The sequence below is a fragment of the Niallia sp. Man26 genome (assembly GCF_022049065.2).
Lineage (GTDB): Bacteria > Bacillota > Bacilli > Bacillales > Cytobacillaceae > Niallia.
This window is the reverse complement of the sequence record NZ_CP095744.1, coordinates 650,782-667,006: the sequence shown is the minus strand read 5'-3', so window position 1 is coordinate 667,006 and position 16,225 is coordinate 650,782. Positions and strand designations below refer to the sequence as shown.

Genomic DNA, 16,225 nt, shown 5'->3' with positions numbered 1-16,225 from the left:
GGAGTAAGTAAGCACAAGTCTTGCTTCTTAAGTTGTATTAATTGTTTTTTAGACTGATATTATAAAAGACAGGTCCAAGATTGAACTCATAGCCGTCTACTTTATTGGTAACAGCATTTAAGGCAACTTTATGTCCAATTAAAGTAAATGGCAGTGTATCCCACACATACTTTTGGGCAGCATCAATCGCAGGTCTGGCGTCCTCCACATTGTCAGCAGCCTTAATAGCTTCTAAATATTTAGTTGATTCTTCAACAGGCGCACCATATGAAGTCCAAAAGCCTTGGAAAATCGTGGAGCGTGCAGCCCAATCAACAGGGTAAAGATCCCAGCTACTTGTATCCGTTAATTTTTCACCGAATGTTGCCCAATCATATACTTCCAGTTTTACATTGACACCAATATCCTCTAATTCCTGTTGGACAACCACAGCGGTATTATATTGGTCCTGATAGTCACGGGAAGTCAAAATCTTGATTTCTTCGCCTTTATAGCCAGCTTCTTTCAAATATTGCTTTGCTTTATCTTGATCATGCTGATTATATTCTGAACTGCCAGCTTCACTGTAATAGTTCGGGAATTGCTTATTAACAATAGAAGAAGTTAACTCATAGAAATCAGAACTTCCATAAGAGCTGGACAGGATGTCTTCAGCATTTATGACCGCATTGACTGCTTTTCTTGCGTTTAAGTCTTTGAAAAATCCTTCTTGTGAATTATAAAAAAGACCTAAGAAACCGCCAGGCGCTGATTCAAGGGTAGCAGTCTGTGCCCCTTCGACTTGCTGTGCATTATCACTGGATATTCCTAATGCAATATCAAATTGTCCAGTCGTCAATCCAGAGATTCTTGTAGATTCATCGGTAATAAAACTGATTTTAATTTCATCTAGATGTGGTTCTTTTTTTAGTTCTCTGCCATCTGAAGAGTAGTCAGCAAATTTTTCTAAAACTAAATATTGATTTTGTTTCCATTCCTTCACTTTGTATGGTCCTGTTCCTATATATTCTGTTGCCCCTTCATCTGGCGCATTTTCAATAATTTCTTTAGGCATAATAACGGCTGCGGGAATTGGATCGGCGAGCAGTGCAAGCGTATTTACATTAGGTGTTTTTAAATGGAGCTCCACTGTATAATCGCCTGTTTTTTTAACGATTGCTCCAATAAAGTTTGTTTTGCCGAGAGAAGAAAGCTTAATCCATCTATTAATAGACGCTTCTACATCATCTGCCGACATTTCTTGGTCATTATGAAACTTTACGCCTTTACGCAACTGGAATGTATATACTTTCTTATTTTCACTTACATCAATTTTTTCGGCTAAATCTGGTACAACATTGCCGCTGTCATCAAGAATAACGAGCTTTTCATAGATACTCCTTGTTGCATCCTTTACGGAAGAGTTACCGGTGATTTGCGGATCAAGTGTGGTAGGCTCACTTTGAAAAGCGATATTCAACGTTCCTCCATCTTGAACTTCATTGTCCGTTTTGTCAGAACTGCTTGTTGTGCCAGTATTGTTGCTGCAACCAGCCATTACGAATACAACAAGTAATAATGACAGCCATTTGTACTTTGTTTTTTTCAAAGTAATACCCCCTGTAGCGTGTAGTTTAATTCCTACTATTTAACTTTGTATTGTAGGATTAGTGCTTATGCTAACATCTGACAGAAGATTTGTTAAATTAAAAAAACTAATAAATGACTTTAAAAATACTAATTTTTGGAATTGAGAACCGTCTAGTTACCTGTATTAATAAAATTAAAGCATGACTTTAAAAATACTAATTATACATTTTCAAATTTTTGGTTTATGATAATCAAAACTATTCCTACAAGATTTGTTGGTATTTTAAAAAAGCTAATGGAGGATGAGAATGATGACAAAGAAAAAACAAATTCAATTTGGTGTTATGCTGCACGGCCCTGGAGGACATATGAACGCATGGAAAGATGAATCTGTTCCTGCAGACGCTAGTGTAAATATCGAATATTATCAATCTATCATTAAGCAGGCAGAAGAAGCTGGGTTCACGTTCGCTTTTGTTGCTGATGGTCTTTATATTAATGAAAAATCGATTCCTCATTTCTTGAACCGATTTGAGCCGTTGACGATTTTATCTGCGCTTGCCACCATTACTAAAAATATCGGTTTAGTCGGGACAGTATCTACTTCTTATAGTGAACCATTCACGATTGCTCGCCAGTATGCTTCGTTAGATAAGCTGAGCGGCGGCAGAGCAGGCTGGAATGTTGTTACTTCTCCATTAGAAGGATCAGCAGAAAATTACAGTAAAGCAGATCATCCTCACCATGCGTTAAGATACGAAATTGCCGAAGAGTACTTGCAAGTGGCCAAAGGATTGTGGGATTCGTGGGACGATGACGCATTTGTAAGAGACCGCTCAACGGGACAGTTTTTCGATCCAGAAAAATTGCATACCTTAAATCATACCGGCAAGCATTTCTCTGTCAAAGGTCCATTAAATATCGAACGTTCAAAGCAAGGTCAGCCGGTTATTTTTCAAGCTGGCTCATCTGAAGCAGGGAAATACCTTGCTGCAAAGGACGCTGATGCTGTTTTTACTAATTCGAATTCATTTGAACAAGCTAAGGCTTTTTATGATGACGTCAAAAATCGGGCAGAGCAGCTTGGCAGAAGCAAGGATGACATCAAAATCTTCCCTGGCATCCACCCGATTGCAGGCAGAACTATTGAAGAGGCGGAAGAAAAATATGCAGCTATTCAAAATCTTGTATCCATAGAAGAAGCATTAAATTACTTAGGAAGATTCTTTGACCATTTCGATTTCATTGCCTTTCCTCTTGATGAGCCTTTTCCTGAAATTGGGGATGTCGGTGCAAACAGCTTCCGTTCTACAACAGACGGCATCAAAAAACTGGCGAAGGAAAATGGCCTATCATTAAGAGAGGTTGCCCTGCAAGTAACAACCCCGAAAAGCGCTTTTTTTGGAACATATGAGCAAGTGGCAGACCAGCTGATTGCTTGGATTGACGGTGGTGCTGCAGATGGCTTCATATACGGTGCCCCAGTGCTTGGCAGCGGTTTGTCTGATTGGATTGAACACATCCTGCCAATTTTGGAAAGCAAGGGCTATTACAATAAGGAGTATACTGGTACAACGCTCCGCGAGAATTTAGGTTTAGCATACAAGCATAGCCAATACGAAAAACAGCCAATTAATCAAAAATAAACTTACAGGGGAGGAAGGAATTCACATGCTGCTGGATTATGGGCTTGTCGTCTCAAAAAAAGTATTTCGAATCAAGAAAAGGGAAGCATTTGCTCATTGTGAATATCTTCATTTTCCCGAAGTTCGGTTCTTTCAATGGTGCAATGAAAAATACAAAATAAATAAAGGGATTTACCATACAATTGATGAATGGTTTTATTCACACGGAATTCATAATATCATCAGCAGACGGATTCATGTTATTGCTTACTTAGAATATTTGTGGGAACAAGAGCAATTCCAAACAGACAGCAAGTATGTCAAATTTGGGAGCGGCGGGTTAGTTAAATCACTTAAGCAATTTCTGGAGGAATCTTAAAAGCAGCTTATCGGAAAGGGAGGATGAAAATTGGGATTAAATATAGTGAGCGATAATAAGAATGAACTGGAAAGTCATTTAATTGATGTTCGCAGGAATCTTCATGCTGAACCTGAACTTTCTAACCAAGAAATAGAAACTTCCAAGAAGATAAAGAAATGGCTGGAAAACGCAGGGATTTCCGTGCTGGATGTACCATTGCAAACAGGTATCATTGGCGAAGTTAAAGGACAGTCTGATGGGCCGGTTGTTGCTATCAGGGCTGATATTGATGCTTTGCCAATTAATGAGGAAGCTGTCAGCTCATTCCAATCTACTATTCCTGGTGTAATGCATGCATGCGGCCATGATTTCCATACAGCTGTTATAATTGGAGCCGCTTATTTGCTGAAAAACAGGCAGGACAGATTGCGGGGAACAGTCAGAATTATCTTCCAGCCGGCTGAAGAAACTGGCCATGGTGCCAAATCTATTATAAATTCAGGCGGTTTGAACGCAGTGGAGGCAATATTTGGCCTACACAATGACCCGCTTAGTGAGGTCGGTGTCCTTGGTGTAAAGGAAGGCGTGTTAACAGCTGGAGTTGACCGGTTCGAAATTAACATAAAGGGAAAAGGCAGTCATGCTGCAAGACCACATGAAGGTATTGATCCTATCGTAATTGCCGCTGAAATTATTTCAAGATTACAAGCAGTTATAAGCAGAGAAACGAAGCCGAGTGAAACAGCCGTTATCAGCGTCACACAAATCCGCGGCGGCAACACTTGGAATGTAATTCCTGAGACAGTTTACTTAGAAGGCACTGTAAGGACATTTAAGGAAGATATTCGCGAAACGATACGAAAAAAAATCGAGCGAGTCATTAAAGGAATAACAGAAACATATGGCGCAAAAGGGGAACTAATCTGGCATGCTGGCCCGCCATCTGTTAATAATGACCCAGAATGGACCAACTTTGCGAGCCATATTGCAAAAACAAATGGCTATAAAGTAGTCGAAGTTGAACCAACATCAGGAGGAGAGGATTTTTCCTTTTACCAGCAATTAATTCGTGGTGCTTTTGTTAATATCGGCGTATCTGGTGAATATGGTCTCCATCATCCAAAATATACACTGAATGAAGAAGCGATATTGCCGGCGGCTTATTACTTTGCAGATCTTGCAGAACAGGCGTTAAATAAGATTTATGCAGAAAATTTTGCAAAAAAATCTAGCTGATGGAAGTAGATTATAAGCTTAAAAGGACCCTATGAAGAGTCCTTTCAAACGGAAGACAAACTCTCTATTATTAAAGAGTTGTCTTCTTTTTTTATTTTTACGGGGTGAAGTCTCATCCCATAACACAGGCAAGTGATAATGAATGTTCGTGTTTTGCTAATTCTATTACTAACGTGAATGAACCTTCTCTCCTTGGACCCACACTTCTTTAATGTTTTCTGGACGAACAAGGTATAGTATTTTTTGGAAAATATCATCTAATTCTTCCTCTGAATTAAAAATAGGAAGCTTAGCTGCGGGCGCTTTTGTATCAATAATTTGAACGTCCCACGAATAGTTTTCTGCTATTTTTCCAATAGGCAGACTTAAGCTTTCACCACCGCCAGCCGTAGCTAAATAAAAGGCTTCATGAATGGAAATGCGAGAATCTGGCACACCGCGCTCTTCTGCAGAAAGTGCAGTGCTGACACCATCTTCTAGCATGCGAGACGAGACGACTGCTTGCTTTGCATTGTCATAAATACTTGGCGTTGCGCCTGCTGAAATATCGGTTCCAAGGCCAATATCAATTCCCATTGCTTGAAATCGTTTTAAAGGTAAGACACTGTTGGCGAAATATGCGTTCGATAATGGACAATGACTAATGGCAGTGCCGGTGCTTGCAAACAATGCAGCATCGTTGTCATCAAGGAAATTGCAGTGAGCCATAACTGATTTTTCGCCTAGCAATCCAAAATCATTAAGTGCAAAAGCGTCATTTTTTTGCAATCTATCTTTTACATATTGGTGTGCCCAATCACTTTCACTGCAATGGGACTGTATATGAGTGTCATATTTAGCAGCCAAATCACCTAGTCCTTTCAACGCTTCGTCTGAACAGCTTGGTATAAAGCGAGGTGTAACAACAGGGTAGACACCTTGCTTCACATCTTTGGCTAATTCCTGTACGGCAAGGATAAACTCCTCTGTATCTTTAAGAGCTGTTTCTGTATCAGCATCACGGTAATAGAGAGGATTTTGTTCTGGATCATCCATCACTACTTTTCCTACAAGGCCTCGTTGTCCTTTTTTTGCACAAATCTCTGCTAATAATAAGCTTGCTTCTTTGTGAACTGTCGCGAAATAAAGCACAGTTGTAGTTCCATTGGCGAGTAAGGTGCTAACTAAATCTTCATATACTGTCTCAGCAAATGATAAATCTGCATATTTTGCTTCAAGGGGGAAAGTATACGTATGCAGCCAATCATATAGCGGGAGATCAAGGGCAGTCCCTGATTGTGCCCACTGCGGAGCGTGAACATGTAAGTCGACAAAACCAGGTAAAAAATATTGGCCTTCATCTAATTGCCGAAAGTTGGCATCTTCTTTGTGTGCAGTTAAAAGGGAAGCATAATCCACTTCTTCAGGGCTAACAATCTTTTCGATTAAGCCTTCAGCATTTACAAAGAAGAGATGGTTTTTCAAGATATTTACTTTTTCAGGAGAATAACTAGTGAATGCAGTGCCGTGAAAAATATACGTATAATTAATAATAAACACCTTCCTATTGTTCGTGTTTTATGTTAATATAAACATTGTAATGGATGATTAGTAGCTAGTCTACAGAAAATCATATCGCTTTGCTAGATTTAAAGAAACAAGAAAAATTATTTTTGAAAAATATCTTGAACTTAATAAATTTCGTGGTATTGTAGTAACAAACCAAAATTAAATAGTGTTTTTCATATAATCGTGGGGATATGGCCTACAAGTTTCTACCTGTTTACCGTAAATAAACTGACTATGAAAAGCTAAAAGAATGGCTTATGAATATAGGTCTATTCTTTTGATACTTTGAACTATGAAGCTCGAAGTACATGCTTTTCTGTTGTCTGGAAAAGTATGTATTTCGAGCTTTTTTGCTGGTAGAAACTTTTGATTATATGAATGTCTAATAACCTATAGGGGGAATGGGGAAATGGAAAAAGAGATGAAGGAGACTATCACGGAACAAAAAGAAAAAATTTCCGTTGGCAAGTCGATTTTTCTAGGTTTACAGCAAGTATTAGCAATGGATTTATTTATTCCGCCAATTATTTTGGCCGGGTTACTTTCTTTTTCCGTATCAGATAGTGCCTTATTGATTCAAATGACGTTTATCGCATGCGGAATTGCCACGATTATTCAAGCAGGATTTGCCATGAGGCTTCCAGTTATGCAAGGGCCGTCTTTTGTCCCATTAAGTGCATTAGCAGCGATTGGCACAACGTCAGGTATCGGTGCCATGATTGGCAGTTTAATTCCTGGTGCATTAATTGTTGCTTTATTAGGTTATCCGCTCAAGGTTTATAGCAAGGTTGTCAGAAAAATCATACCGCCAATCGTTGCAGGAACGGTTATAGTGGTTGTTGGCCTTTCGTTAATGCCGAGTGCCATCAACTCCATTTATACAGCAGAAGGCAGCTTTGGAGAGAATATTCTAGTAGCTACCATTACTGCGGCTGTTCTTATCTTCTGTATGTATGTCGGAGAAAAAGCTAAATCCAAATGGAGATATATTAAAATTGTATCAGTTGTTTTAGCACTTATTATTGGCTCTATTGTTGCGTCATTCTTTGGATTAGTTCATTTTGATTCGTTAAAGCAAGCAGCATGGTTCCAAATGCCAGGTCTATTTTCTTTCGGTATGCCAGAGTTTAATCTGCATGCCATTCTAGTAATGGTCGTTGTTTACTTTATTGTCACTATTGAAACTACTGGAACATGGTTTACTGTCAGTAAAGTAACTGGAGAAGAGCTAGATGAAAAGCGATTAAATGGCGGCGCTCTTGGGGAAGGGTTAGGCTGTTTCGTTGGTTCCTTCTTTGGGGGGACACCTGTAACAGGTTATTCTTCTAATGCAGGTATTATCGCGATAACTGGGGTGAAAAGCCGTAAACCAATTATTGTTGGTGGAGTAATCTTAGTGCTGCTTGGCATGATGCCAAAGCTTACAAGCTTAATTGCCTGTATCCCAAGTGTAGTAATTAATGGTGTGTTTGCGATTTTATGTGTTGTTATCATGATGAATGGTTTTAAAGTTATTAAAGATGAAGCATTTACAGAAAGAAATATGCTTGTTATCGGTGTGCCGATTATGCTTGCATTATTCGCTGTATTAATGCCTGCAGATGTGTTAGCTGGATTGCCAGAAATCGTTACTTATTTTGTATCATCTGGAACAGCTATCGGAGCGATTGCTGCATTAGTTCTGAACCTAGTGCTTCCACAGAAAAAAGACGATAAAGTAAAAGTTAATGATGTTTCCATGAACGTAAACTAGAAAAAGAGGAGAGTCTTACACAATGCAACAAGATAGATTATGGAATGAATGGCATCCAGTATGTAAAGCAGAGGAATTATTAGAAGATCCAAAACAAGTATTTGTACTTGGAGAAAGAGTCGCTATTTTCCGCAATGAAAAGGGAGTTCATGCCTTTAAGGATTTATGTATCCACCGCGGCGCTGCCCTTTCGCTTGGAAAGGTGAAAAACGGAAATTTAGTGTGCGCTTACCATGCGTGGGAATATGATTGTGTTGGAGCCTGTGTAAAGATTCCAGCCCTTCCAAATGGAAGAGCTATTCCAAAGAAGGCAAAAGCAACTGTATATCATTGTGAAGAATATCTTGGTCTAATCTGGGTTAATTTAGGTGACAATCCAGCTCCGCTTATTTCTTATCCAGAATTCAACATGGAGAATCATCGTACTGTCATCTGTGGTCCTTATGATGTAGGAGCAAATGCACCAAGAATTATTGAGAACTTTCTTGATGTTTCACATCTTATGTTCGTACATGAAGGTTTACTAGGAGACGAGGAACATGCGGAAGTAGTAGATTATAAAGTAGAATTTATCGATAATCGCTATATTACAAGCAAAATTCCTGTTTATCAGCCAAATCCTGACGGACGTTCAAAGGGTGGCTATGCAGATTATGTATACGAAATCTTAAATCCAACAACAGCTCGTTTTACGAAGACATCAGAAGGCTCAGACGATGCATTAACTATTTTACTGATTGTTAATCAAGTAGATAATGAACAATCACAAGCATATATGCTGTTAACAAGAAACTATGATTTAGATATGCCTGACGAACCATTTGTTGAGTTCCAAGACACTATCTTTTATCAAGATTTAGATATTGTACAAAGCCAAAAGCCAGAACTGCTTCCGTTGGATTTACAAGCAGAACTGCATCTTAAATCAGATGCCCTAACGATAGCTTATCGCAGATGGCTGAATCAGTTAGGTGTGGAAAATGGGACTACACCCGTTCATGTGAGAGTGTAGCCTGGGATATTGATTTCCGCTGCAGGAGTACTTTAAACTTAATACACTTTTAAGCACGGGGAAACCCGTGCTTTTTTGAATGGGAGAATTGTTTCTAGAACTTTATAACAAGTGTTATTAGTGGCATAATCATGGAAAGCTTTGCAAAGGATTTATAGACTAGCATTAAAATAGTTCATCCTTGTTATGCTGTTAAGATTAAATAAAGACAGGAGCTTACGCTTATGACTGACTTTCATGAAATCAAAGTTTTACATACACCAAAAAATAAAATAATAGACATTATTTATATTCACGATGATTTTTTGTGTTATGTAGGAGAGGCTCATCCTCGTCAAACGGAACTAATCAGTACTATCCCAGTATTTTATCCGGATAGTAAAGAATTCGAGCAATTAGCTGTAAATGACTTAAATTTTTTAAATAAATTCCATAATAAGATAGCAACAGAAAAAGGAATTGCTTTAGCAGGAATCTGTATAATAACTGCTTCTTCTTTTAAAACATTAGCAGACATAACGAATCAGTTAATAGCTATAGCTCGTAATTTAGACGAATATACACTCCATCATTTTGATAACACTTTTACAAAGGATGAAAGTATTAGTAATCTTTCAAAATTATCAACTATATTGAAAAATATTTCTTTATATCACACAGAATATATTTTGCTGTGGGAAGGTATTTAAAAGTGTACAAGCACACTATAAATTACTGAATATCATATAGGAAGATAATGAAAAAGAGTGTGATGAAAATGAATAAGAAAAGAAGGGGTAATTCTGTCTCTAACCCTAGTACATTAACACAGTCTAATTTACAGGCTTCATCCGGATATAATGTCAACATAGCAGTTATTGGCGATAGTCATGTAGGCTATTTAAATAGCCAAAGTATTTTTAATAACTTCCTCCCCCGCGTTTTAAGCACTGGGAACAAAAGATATGTCATTTTTGGTGGAGACAACGCCCATGCTTTAGGAGCTTTTACAACAGCAGAAGCGCGAAGTTATTATCAGCAGTTTAAAAATATTGTTGACCATAATCTGGGACCTAAAAATATATATTACCGAACGTCGATAGGAAACTGGGAAGATACTAGCAGGAATGACAGCAGAAGTTTATTTCTGCAATATTTTAATCCGTTAACAGGCAGAGTGAGTATTCCAAGGACTCAAGGGTTAGTGCAGCATGTTTGGCTCGATAATGGTACGGGAACATTCAGCCAAGACAGCATTGACCTCCTAAATAATCTGGATAACAATCATTACTATATTATCGATACTCATTGGCCGCTTTATGTACCAGGAATTTATAATACTGTCAGCTCAGATCATGTGGTGAGCCGACAAGAAACGGACCGTTTTTTTAATGCCATTCCTGCCAATGTTAGAAATAGAATCCTCGGGATCTTTACACATCACGCCCATGTTTTTTATTCCAAGCTAACCAATATCCATTCCAATTTTCCTAATACTCCATTCTTTGTAACAGGATGTTCAGGTGATTATAAATGCTCTTCTTTTGAAAGTGGTTACTACGATGTAGACGTTACGATTCAGAATAACCAAGCCTTCTTACAGGCTAGGAAAGTCATTCTTTAATATGGAAAATAATGAGCTAAAGTACCCTTGATAAAAATTAACTTGCTATTTTTATTATTATTTGATAAGATGTAGGAAGCGTATACAGAACGGATTGTAACTGTTAAATCAGGCAAAACCGATTACCTTATTTTTAAAGGGTGGGTTTTGCCTTTTTCTCTATATATCGGAGGGTAATAAAGTGAACATCGAGAAAATATTAAACAATAATGCAGTTATCTCTGTAAAAGATAATCAAGAAATTATCATCATTGGTCGTGGAATAGCTTTTCAAAAGCGGGCTGGTGATCTTATAGATGAAGAACAAATCGATAAGATTTTCACTTTAGAAAACGAAGATATAATGACGAAATTCAAAACCTTGATTGCTGATATGCCGATTGAATATATGCAATTATCGGAGAAGATTATTGCATATGCGAAGATGAAGCTTGGTAAGAAATTAAACGAAAGCATTTATATTCATTTAACGGACCATATTTATTATGCAGTGGATCGATTTAAGAACCACCTTCCTATAAAAAACGGATTACTATGGGAAATCAGACAGCTGTATAGAGATGAGTATGAGGTAGGATTAGAAGCATTGAATATGATTTGTGATCAATTTGGTGTAATATTGCCAGAAGATGAAGCAGGCTTCTTGGCACTTCACTTCATCAACGCTGAATTGAATGAAGAGATGCCAGTTGTTCACGATATGACAAAGATTATGCAGGAAATTTTAACACTTGTCAGGTATCACTTTAAAATTGATTTCAATGAGAATTCCCTGCATTTCTATCGATTTATTACCCATCTCAAGTTTTTTGCGCAGCGTTTAGTGAAAGGAAATCACTATAACAGCTCTACAGATGATGATTTATATCAAGTAATTCAGATGAAATACCCGGAAGCACATAAATGTGCGCTGAAAATAAAGAAATTTATCGAAAGCATGTATACTTATGTGTTAACAGATGAAGAAATGATCTATTTAACGATCCATATAGAACGAGTTGTCAAAAGCAATAATGACAAATAGGGTTGTAACCTTGCGGGCAAAACCTAAATCAAACAGAGATGTTTTGATTTAGGTTTTTTTTGTTGGAAAATTTCACGTCAACAGGGAAATGAATATAAGTGTATTAAATAAAAAGGAGAAAAGAAAATGAGCTACAATAAACTTGCTAACGACATAGTTGATTTAGTCGGAAAAGAAGAAAATATCTCAAGCCTTGTTCACTGTGCAACACGCTTACGTTTTAAATTAAACGATAGCAGCAAGGCGAATAAAGAAGCACTGCAAAACTTAGACGGGGTGCTTAGTGTTGTAGAAAGTGGCGGACAGTTTCAAGTGGTTGTTGGAAGTCATGTTCCGGAAGTATATAAAGAAATAAACAAGATCGCTAATATTGGCAGTTCGGAGCAAACATCTGAAAATGCACCGAAACAAGGCATTGGGGCGCAAATTTTTGAAGTAATATCACGAAGTTTCTCCCCATTAATCGGAGCGCTTGCCGGTGCAGGTATGTTAAAAGCAATCTTAACAGTCTTAACAATGACTGGGTTATTATCAGAGACAAGCGGGACATACTTTATTCTGTCTGCGGCTGGAAATGCAGTATTCTATTTCCTTCCGATTCTTTTAGGGATTACAATTTCTACTAAGCTTGGCGCAAATCCTTATGTTGGTGGAACAATTGGGGCTGCATTACTTGAGCCTAACTTTACGGGGTTAATGACAGAGACAAGTAATGTTTCTAGTTTCCTTGGAATTCCAGTTGTACTAATGGATTATTCGTCTACTGTATTCCCTGTGTTTATTGCTATATGTATTTATGCACTACTAGATAAATTCTTAAAGAAAATTATTCATAAAGACTTGCAGCTATTCTTGGTGCCGATGCTTTCATTAATGATTATTGTGCCATTAACTGTGCTGGCATTCGGTCCATTTGGGGTGTATGTAGGAAACTGGATTGGTGATGGTATCAGCTTCTTAAGTTCGAAGAGTGGTTGGTTAGCAGGTGCCGTTATGGGTGCAGGCTGGACTTTCTTAACAATACTTGGACTACACTGGGGCCTTGTGCCGCTTATCCTGCAGAATTTAGCAGAAGGATATGATCCATTAATGGCTATGCTTTCCGCCGCTGTGTTTGCCCAAATGGGATTAGCAGTGGGGATATTCTTAAAGTCAAAAGACAAGAAGGTAAAAACTGTTGCTGGTTCTACTTTTTTACCAGCAGCATTAGCAGGTGTAACAGAGCCAATTATCTATGGACTGCTGCTGCGTAATAAACGAACAATTCCTTTCGTTGCCATTGCTGGTGCAATCGGAGGAGGAATAAGTGGCGCTCTTGGTAATAAAGCTATGTCCTTTGCGTTTCCAGCTTTCTTAACAATTCCAGCTTACACACCAATTGTGTCATTTATTATTCCAATGATCATTGCATTTGTGATTGCTTTAGTATTAGTACTATTGCTTGGTTTTGAAGATAAAAAGAAGAACGAAGAAGCATCGAATGAACCAGTTGAAAAAGAAGCAGAAAAAATAGAAGAAAAACCACAACCACTTATAAAACAAGAAGTAATTTCTAGCCCATTAACAGGAACGGTACTGCCATTATCAGAAGTAGACGATGTTGTATTTGCTTCAGAAGCAATGGGGAAAGGAATAGCGATTGAGCCAACAGTTGGAAAAGCTATTTCACCAGTAAATGGAACGATTACGACCGTTTTCCCGACAGGTCATGCGATAGGTATTACTTCAACAGATGGAGCAGAAATATTAATTCATATAGGCATCAATACTGTTCAATTGAATGGTCAATACTATACACCGCATGTTAAGCAAGATGATGTAGTAAAGCAAGGCGATCTGTTAGTAGAGTTTGATATTGAGAAAATTAAAGAAGCTGGTTATCCAGTAACAACGCCAGTGATTGTCACTAATACAAGTGAGTATGTAGAAGTCGTTGGAACAAGTGAAGAAAATATTGTCCAATCCGAAAAACTATTAACGGTTATCGTTTAAAGCAATGTGAATAAGGAGAGAGTGATACACTATTCTCTCCTTCATATAAAGGAGGAAACAAACATGACATCAACATTTAAGTTCCCAGAAGGATTTCTTTGGGGAGGAGCAACTGCAGCAAACCAATTAGAAGGTGCCTCAAATGAAGGTGGAAAAGGTTTAAACACACCAGACGTGCTTCCAGGCGGGAAAGTTCGATTAAAAGTGCTTTCAGATCCAGGCTTTGATTTTGAACTAGACACAGAGAAATATACGTACCCAAACCATGAAGCAATTGACTTTTACCACCGTTACAAAGAGGATATTGCCCTTTTCGCTGAAATGGGATTCAAAACTTTCCGTATGTCCATCGCTTGGTCCAGAATCTTTCCTAATGGCAATGAACTTACGCCAAACGAAGAAGGCTTAGCATTCTATGATCGAGTGTTTGATGAGCTATTAAAATACAATATTGAGCCAGTTGTGACAATTTCTCACTATGAATTGCCAATTCATCTAGTAAAAGAATACGGTGGTTGGAGAAGCCGTGAGTTAGTAACATTCTTTGAGAGATATGTAACAGTACTATTCAACCGTTACAAAGATAAAGTAAAATACTGGATGACATTCAATGAAATTAACAGCAGTCTACATATGCCAATCCTTGGTTTAGGATTTGCGATTCAAAGTGAAGAAGACCGCTACCAGCCAACATTCCAAGCATATCACCATCAATTTGTAGCAAGTGCAAGAGCGGTTCAGCTTTGTCATGAAATCATTCCAGGTGCACAAATTGGCTGCATGCTTGTTTACCTGCCAACTTACTCTGTAGATTCAAACCCAGAGAACGTTCTATTCGCATTGCAAGAAGAACAAATCTTCAACTACTTCTGTGGAGATGTGCAAGTGCGTGGTCATTATCCAGCATTCATTAAGCGCTATTTTAAAGAACATGGAATTGAACTAGATATTAAAGAAGGCGACTTAGAGCTAATTAAGGAGCATACAGTTGACTATGTTGCACTCAGCTACTATATGTCTCGTACAGAAAAGAAAGACAAGAAACCAGAAGAAGTGGGCCAAGGTAACATACTAGGCGGAATAAAAAATTCCTTCTTGAAAGCAAGTGATTGGGGCTGGGAAATTGATCCAACTGGATTAAGAATTTCTCTAAACCAACTATATGATCGTTATGAAAAACCTCTATTCGTTGTCGAAAATGGTTTAGGTGCTTATGATAAAGTAGAAGCAGACGGAACGATTAACGATGATTACCGCATTGACTACTTGCGTGAACATATAAAAGCAATGGGAGAGGCAGTTCAAGATGGAGTAGAGCTAATGGGTTATACACCATGGGGCTGTATCGACCTAGTAAGTGCATCAACAGGCGAAATGTCTAAACGCTACGGTTTTATTTACGTTGACAAGCATGACGACGGCAGCGGAACATTAGAACGCAGCAAGAAAAAATCATTTGACTGGTACAAAAATGTAATTGCAACAAATGGGGAAGAGCTATAAAATTAAGGAAGCATGAGACTTGTTCTCATGCTTTTTGTTTGTTTAAAAGGATTATTGGTAAAATCTATTAAATTGGCTCTGATAAAGGTCATTTTTGATGTTTATTTTAATAGAAAAGACCAAGACTTTAGTGTTTGTCACAAAAAAATTTAAAAAATAAAATTATTTCTATACATCAGCCCTTAATAACACATAATTATTATCAAAGTAAGCATGTATTCTATGCCCAACAAATAAATCTCCATCATCATATTCACAGTAAATTTCATTTGCTCTAATTTCGATGTCATAAAGGGTAATTGCTTCCTGAAAATTTTCTTTTGTTATATCATATTCCCCTGCATCTACAGCATCCCAATTTAAATTTTCATCATCCTCATCATACTCGGGCCAAAAATCATTTTTATAATCAATCAATTTCTCTGCTATGGATACTTTTGCATTTTTATCAAATTCTTCTATACATGAAAAAAGTTTTTCTGCTTTTTTCAACATCTCATCTACATCAACAAATTCATTTCTTATATCTAATTTCCAATGTATTTTCCCTTCATTTGCCTCATATACTTTTAAATCGTCATTATATGTAAACACTCCAATGAATCTACTTTGTATTGATTTTTTCATCTCCTAGCACCTTTCTATTAACATAATCCTCTATTGATTACATCACTATTTTCTTGCTTTTTTATCTCTAATTCATTATAGAAATTAATTAACCCTTCTTCCACTAACTACCCCGATAGTTAAAAAAGGAAAATCAACATTATTCTCTATCAGAACTTTAAATTAATAATTCGAAATAATATGTTATTTAAATATTGTCATTTGGGAAAAAAATCCTTCGAAAAATGGACATAAATTTTTATAGAAATCCATGTTAACATTATAAATATAGTGGAAATAGAAAAAGAAATACATATACTACGATGAATTAAAAAGGTGGATATGTGGTTTTTTAAATGAAAATGAAGGAATGATACATTTTATTGTGCAAAG

Annotated in this window: 13 protein-coding genes and 1 riboswitch; of the genes, 10 read left to right on the top strand and 3 right to left on the bottom strand. The window is 37.4% G+C overall.

Going from position 1 to position 16,225, the window contains the following annotated elements:
• Positions 1-37: 37 nt before the first annotated feature.
• Entirely contained in the window at positions 38-1,588 is a 1,551-nt protein-coding gene (locus L8T27_RS22855; RefSeq protein ID WP_237943167.1) for an ABC transporter substrate-binding protein, read from the bottom strand.
• 292 nt (positions 1,589-1,880) lie between these two features.
• On the opposite strand from L8T27_RS22855, the gene L8T27_RS22850 reads away from it, so the two are divergent.
• The 3 genes from L8T27_RS22850 to L8T27_RS22840 are packed head-to-tail and all read left to right on the top strand — an operon-like array spanning position 1,881 to position 4,791.
• Positions 1,881-3,215 (top strand): LLM class flavin-dependent oxidoreductase, encoded by a 1,335-nt coding sequence (locus L8T27_RS22850; protein ID WP_237944184.1) that lies wholly within the window; start codon positions 1,881-1,883, stop codon positions 3,213-3,215.
• A 25-nt stretch (positions 3,216-3,240) separates the two neighbouring features.
• A complete protein-coding gene (locus tag L8T27_RS22845) occupies positions 3,241-3,573 on the top strand; it encodes a hypothetical protein (protein ID WP_233314887.1) in 333 nt (110 codons plus the stop codon).
• Between the two features lie 30 nt (positions 3,574-3,603).
• Positions 3,604-4,791 carry an amidohydrolase gene (locus L8T27_RS22840; RefSeq protein ID WP_237943165.1) on the top strand — a complete coding sequence of 396 codons (1,188 nt, stop codon included), beginning with the start codon at positions 3,604-3,606 and terminating at the stop codon, positions 4,789-4,791.
• Between the two features lie 168 nt (positions 4,792-4,959).
• Here L8T27_RS22840 and guaD read toward each other — a convergent pair whose 3' ends face one another.
• The gene (gene guaD, locus L8T27_RS22835; protein ID WP_237944183.1) at positions 4,960-6,324 is read right to left on the bottom strand and encodes a guanine deaminase; all 1,365 of its coding nucleotides are present in this window, start codon (positions 6,322-6,324) and stop codon (positions 4,960-4,962) included.
• Positions 6,325-6,492: 168 nt separating this feature from the next.
• Positions 6,493-6,594: riboswitch (purine riboswitch) on the top strand.
• A 154-nt stretch (positions 6,595-6,748) separates the two neighbouring features.
• Here guaD and L8T27_RS22830 point away from each other — a divergent pair.
• From L8T27_RS22830 to L8T27_RS22800, 7 genes are all read left to right on the top strand, one after another.
• On the top strand, positions 6,749-8,092 hold the full coding sequence (locus L8T27_RS22830) for a nucleobase:cation symporter-2 family protein (protein ID WP_233314889.1): 1,344 nt from the start codon (positions 6,749-6,751) through the stop codon (positions 8,090-8,092).
• Between the two features lie 22 nt (positions 8,093-8,114).
• Complete coding sequence (locus L8T27_RS22825; protein WP_233314890.1) at positions 8,115-9,104, top strand: aromatic ring-hydroxylating dioxygenase subunit alpha; 990 nt, start codon at positions 8,115-8,117, stop codon at positions 9,102-9,104.
• A gap of 224 nt (positions 9,105-9,328) precedes the next feature.
• Complete coding sequence (locus L8T27_RS22820; RefSeq protein ID WP_237943162.1) at positions 9,329-9,793, top strand: hypothetical protein; 465 nt, start codon at positions 9,329-9,331, stop codon at positions 9,791-9,793.
• A 68-nt stretch (positions 9,794-9,861) separates the two neighbouring features.
• Positions 9,862-10,707 (top strand): hypothetical protein, encoded by an 846-nt coding sequence (locus L8T27_RS22815; protein ID WP_233314892.1) that lies wholly within the window; start codon positions 9,862-9,864, stop codon positions 10,705-10,707.
• A gap of 181 nt (positions 10,708-10,888) precedes the next feature.
• Positions 10,889-11,731: a BglG family transcription antiterminator LicT gene (licT, locus tag L8T27_RS22810; protein ID WP_237943160.1), complete on the top strand. Its 843-nt coding sequence runs from the start codon at positions 10,889-10,891 to the stop codon at positions 11,729-11,731.
• A 126-nt stretch (positions 11,732-11,857) separates the two neighbouring features.
• Positions 11,858-13,723 (top strand): beta-glucoside-specific PTS transporter subunit IIABC, encoded by a 1,866-nt coding sequence (locus L8T27_RS22805; RefSeq protein WP_237943158.1) that lies wholly within the window; start codon positions 11,858-11,860, stop codon positions 13,721-13,723.
• Between the two features lie 63 nt (positions 13,724-13,786).
• Positions 13,787-15,226, top strand: a complete 1,440-nt coding sequence (locus L8T27_RS22800; RefSeq protein ID WP_233314895.1) for a glycoside hydrolase family 1 protein — start codon at positions 13,787-13,789, stop codon at positions 15,224-15,226.
• A gap of 168 nt (positions 15,227-15,394) precedes the next feature.
• On the opposite strand, the gene L8T27_RS22795 is transcribed toward L8T27_RS22800, so the two are convergent.
• Positions 15,395-15,853 carry a DUF2262 domain-containing protein gene (locus L8T27_RS22795; RefSeq protein ID WP_233314896.1) on the bottom strand — a complete coding sequence of 153 codons (459 nt, stop codon included), beginning with the start codon at positions 15,851-15,853 and terminating at the stop codon, positions 15,395-15,397.
• Positions 15,854-16,225 lie beyond the last annotated feature (372 nt).